The 3,504-nt window shown below is 36.8% G+C and carries 3 protein-coding genes; 1 reads left to right on the forward strand and 2 read right to left on the reverse strand.

Going from position 1 to position 3,504, the window contains the following annotated elements:
* A partial coding sequence (locus Q1553_RS07770) for a hypothetical protein (protein WP_300842890.1) occupies positions 1-575 on the reverse strand: 575 nt, incomplete at its 3' end.
* Positions 576-689: 114 nt separating this feature from the next.
* Here Q1553_RS07770 and Q1553_RS07775 point away from each other — a divergent pair.
* The gene (locus Q1553_RS07775; protein ID WP_297600898.1) at positions 690-1,319 is read left to right on the forward strand and encodes a hypothetical protein; all 630 of its coding nucleotides are present in this window, start codon (positions 690-692) and stop codon (positions 1,317-1,319) included.
* A gap of 45 nt (positions 1,320-1,364) precedes the next feature.
* Here Q1553_RS07775 and alaS read toward each other — a convergent pair.
* Positions 1,365-3,504, reverse strand: a 2,140-nt coding sequence (gene alaS / locus Q1553_RS07780) for an alanine--tRNA ligase (protein ID WP_300842891.1), incomplete at its 5' end; no start/stop codon positions are given.

Raw genomic sequence — 3,504 nt, forward strand, 5'->3', positions numbered from 1 at the left:
AGAATTTGAAGATAAAATTGCGATTCTTTGATGATATTTTGTGCATAAAACTGCTGGCTTAATGTTGCAAGCTCTAAGCTCGCAAGCAATCCGTTATCCTCTTCTAGTTGTTGCAAAAGTTCTTGATTAATGCGAAAGGCTTCTTGTGTAGTTTGCAAGAAAAATATTTTATTTGCATTATTCAAAAATTCTTCCATTTTAAACTTCAAATTTCCATCGCCAAAATAGATTTCATCTAAAGTAGAAGCTTTTTTATTGCCAATAATTGTAGAAATTACAAAATTTTGCAAAATCATATGAATAGAATTTAGCTGATTAATACAACTGCGAAGTTCTGTTAGGCTTTCGGGATTATTGCGATTCAAAATACGATTCGTAACAACAATTTGAGATAAAAAAACGATTCTTTGAGCAAGCAAACGTTGCTTGCCACTAATATTCACATAATAAAGTAAAGCGTCTTGTTTTTGCAATCCTCGTTTGTTAATTTGTGCATAAAAAATGATTCCGACACACAAAAGGATACACAATAAAGATTCTAAAATGATGATTTTTTTACCTTTGAAAAAATGCAATGCTTTACCTTATAAATTATTGGTGTATTGTATCAATCTTGATAAAAATTAGCAATAAATTGTGCTAAAATTAACCTTTCAAATTCACCGATTCCCATTATTCAAGGAGTATCTATGTTCTCTCTAAAAGCACTAAGCCCAAATCTAATACAAAAAAGTTGTTTTCTGACTTTTAGCGCATTGCTTTTAGGCGCGTGTGCGCAAAAGTTTAATGATTTGCCCAATACACGTGTTTTAAAAACTTGCCAAGAACCCATTGCGAGCTATCATCTAATGGGTTTAAAAAGTGGTGATTATAATGACCTTACGATTCCTAATACGCAGGTGCAACAAATGGTAGAAAAATCACTTGCGCAGAGTGGTTGCTTTATTCAATCTGAACAAATTAGCACAGAAACAACCAATACACAAAAGAATCATTATCAATTAGAAGTAGTCTTTGGCAATATCAATACACAGACTAAACAAGGCGGTTTTTGGAGTTCGCAAACAAGCGACCAAGCTGTTTTTGAAGTTCAACTTAATTTCCATAGAACCAATGAAGTGAGAATCTTTCGTGGAAAATCAAGCATTCAAAATCAAAATAGTCAATATTTAGTCATCTTTGGAGAGAAATCCAAACTCAATCCCAACCAAATCCAAATTACTATTCAAAATGCAATTAATTCCGCCATTAATGAAGCAACACGCAATTTAATTCAAGAAGTCCAAAACAAAGATTCTACAAATTATTCCAATTTTTAAATTCTAAGCTTCACGCTTAGAATGAATTTCAATGTTTTTTTGACGCTACTTCAATGCCTCTTTGGCGATTTCTTTTGCGCGTTGCAAAGCTTGTGGAATCTTAAGTTTATCTTTGCCACCTGCGGTTGCAAAATCCTCGCGTCCGCCCCCATTCCCTCCTAAAATCTGAGCAATCTCTTTTACCCAAGCTCCAGCCTTTAAATCCACGCCTTTTACACCTGCAGTAATTCCAATTTTATCTTTTTGCTCCTCTGTTGAAAGCAAAAGAATTGCTACTTTCTCATTTTCGTTTTTGGCATTATCTACAAGCTTTTTTGCCTCACTTGCCTCAATCTCTTTTAACTCCAACACAATAAGTTTTGTTCCATTGATAATTTCTGATTTCATTGCCTTTAGGCTGTTTGGGAATTTGTTTGCTTTATTTTTCAATTCACGCACTTGCTCTTTTAGCTTGTCAATCCCTTGCAAAAGATTCTGTGCTTTTAAGTTTTCCTTTGCTTTTTCTATGTCGTCAAGTGCATTTTTGCCCAATTCATAGGCTGCCTTACCGCATACCGCTTCAATCCTACGCACGCCACTACTCACTCCGGATTCCTTAACGATGTAAAAACTTCCAATAAATGCAGTATTTGGCACATGGATTCCACCACACAACTCTATGGAATCGCCAAAACTAATCACTCTCACTTCGGTTCCATATTTCTCACCAAAAAGTGCCATAGCTCCTTTTGCTTTCGCACTTTGTATATCCATTTGTTCACAGATTTGCGGATACGAACTTAGAATCTGTGCATTTACATTCTGCTCAATCTTTTCCAATTCCTCTTTATTTAGGCTTTGCGAATGGCTAAAGTCAAAACGCAAACGATTGGATTCTACAAGGCTACCTGCTTGTGTAATATGTTCTCCCAAAATCTCTCGCAAGGCTTTGTGCAACAAATGCGTCGCGCTATGATGTTTAGCGATTTCTAAGCGGATAGAATCCACAATTGCAAGCACTCCTTCTTTCAGTCTCAAATCCTGCACCGCCTTGACTTGGCTAATGTTTAAACCAAAATATTTTTTAGTGTCTAATATCTCTGCAATTTTGTCATTATTATGCATTAGCACACCTTTATCTCCCACAGGACCACCGGATTCTGGATAAAAGGGCGTCCTATCAAGCAAGATAAAGCCCATTTCGTCTTTTTTGATACTTTCTACGCGTTGCAAATTTGCGTCCAAAAGTGCGAGAATTCGGCTTTGGGCTTCTGTCTTTTCATATCCAACAAACTCATTAACTCCAAATTCGCTTAATAATAGTTTAAAATCTCCCTCTTTTACACTATCTCCGCTCCCTTTCCAATTTGCCTTTGCCTGTTCCTTTTGGGCTTTCATACAGATTTCAAAACTATCCACATCTACGCCAAAGCCATTTTCACGCAACATATCTTGCGTCAAATCAAGCGGAAAGCCATAAGTATCATAGAGTTTAAATGCCACTTCACCGCTAAAAAGCTGATTTGGCTTTTCGTCTTTTAATTTTTCTAACTCTTTATTAAAAAGATTCATACCATTTTCAATCGTTTCAAAGAATCTTAACTCCTCTGCCTTGCATTGTTGCATAACAGCTTGTTGTTTTTCCAACAAATAACGATAATGCGCCCCCATATTCTCACACACGCAACCTACTACTTGATAAACAAAAGGTTCTCTAAGCCCTAATAAATAGCCGTGTCTAATCGCCCTGCGCAAGATTCTGCGCAAGACATATCCCCTACCCTCTTTGTCAAAATTCACACCTTGTGCAAGTAAAAATGCTACACTTCTTGCGTGGTCTGCAATCACGCGAAAACTTGCACCACTTTCATATATATAAGTTTGTCGGGTAATCTCTTCTACTTTGGCAATTAAGGGCATAAAAAGCGAGGAATCAAAATTGCTATGTTTGCCCTCTAGCAATGCAACCACACGCTCTAACCCCATACCTGTATCAATGCTAGGCTTAGGCAAAGGCTTAAGATTCCCCTCTTTGTCGCGTTCAAATTGCATAAAAACAAGATTCCAAATCTCTAAGAATCTATCGCCATCTCCGCCGAAATAATCCTCTGGTCCATTGAAAAACTCTGCACCTTGATCTACAAAAATCTCACTACAAGGTCCGCATGGTCCCACATCGCCCATTTGCCAAAAATTATCTTTATCC

It is taken from the genome of Helicobacter sp. UBA3407, assembly GCF_949747025.1.
Classification (GTDB): domain Bacteria; phylum Campylobacterota; class Campylobacteria; order Campylobacterales; family Helicobacteraceae; genus Helicobacter_D; species Helicobacter_D ganmani.